Source organism: Veillonella parvula, assembly GCF_024461875.1.
Taxonomy (GTDB): Bacteria; Bacillota; Negativicutes; order Veillonellales; family Veillonellaceae; genus Veillonella; species Veillonella parvula_I.
The window spans coordinates 1-242 of the sequence record NZ_JANGAL010000093.1 but is presented as its reverse complement, the minus strand read 5'-3'; the positions used below and the strand labels follow the sequence as shown (position 1 = coordinate 242).

Below are 242 nucleotides of genomic sequence, written 5' to 3'. Positions count from 1 at the left end.
TTAACAGCTTCTTGTTTAACTTCTTTTTCTGTCACGGTTACTGTTACATCATAGCCAGCTGCAGAAGTCGTTTCAAGGCCTTCACCTTTTACATTAAACTTCACATCACCTGTACTTAAGGATTTTTCTGTTGTGCAACCAGTATTACCACCTAAAGAGATTTTACGAGCCAAGGCTGCCGTATTAGTTGAAACATTACCTTTATTTGTGGCAATTTCTGTAGCATTCTTCGTGATATTATC

At 37.6% G+C, this 242-nt stretch carries 1 protein-coding gene; it reads right to left on the bottom strand.

Going from position 1 to position 242, the window contains the following annotated elements; genetic code table 11:
- The coding region (locus NE668_RS09985) for a hypothetical protein (RefSeq protein ID WP_256196856.1) at positions 1-242 on the bottom strand (242 nt) is incomplete at both ends.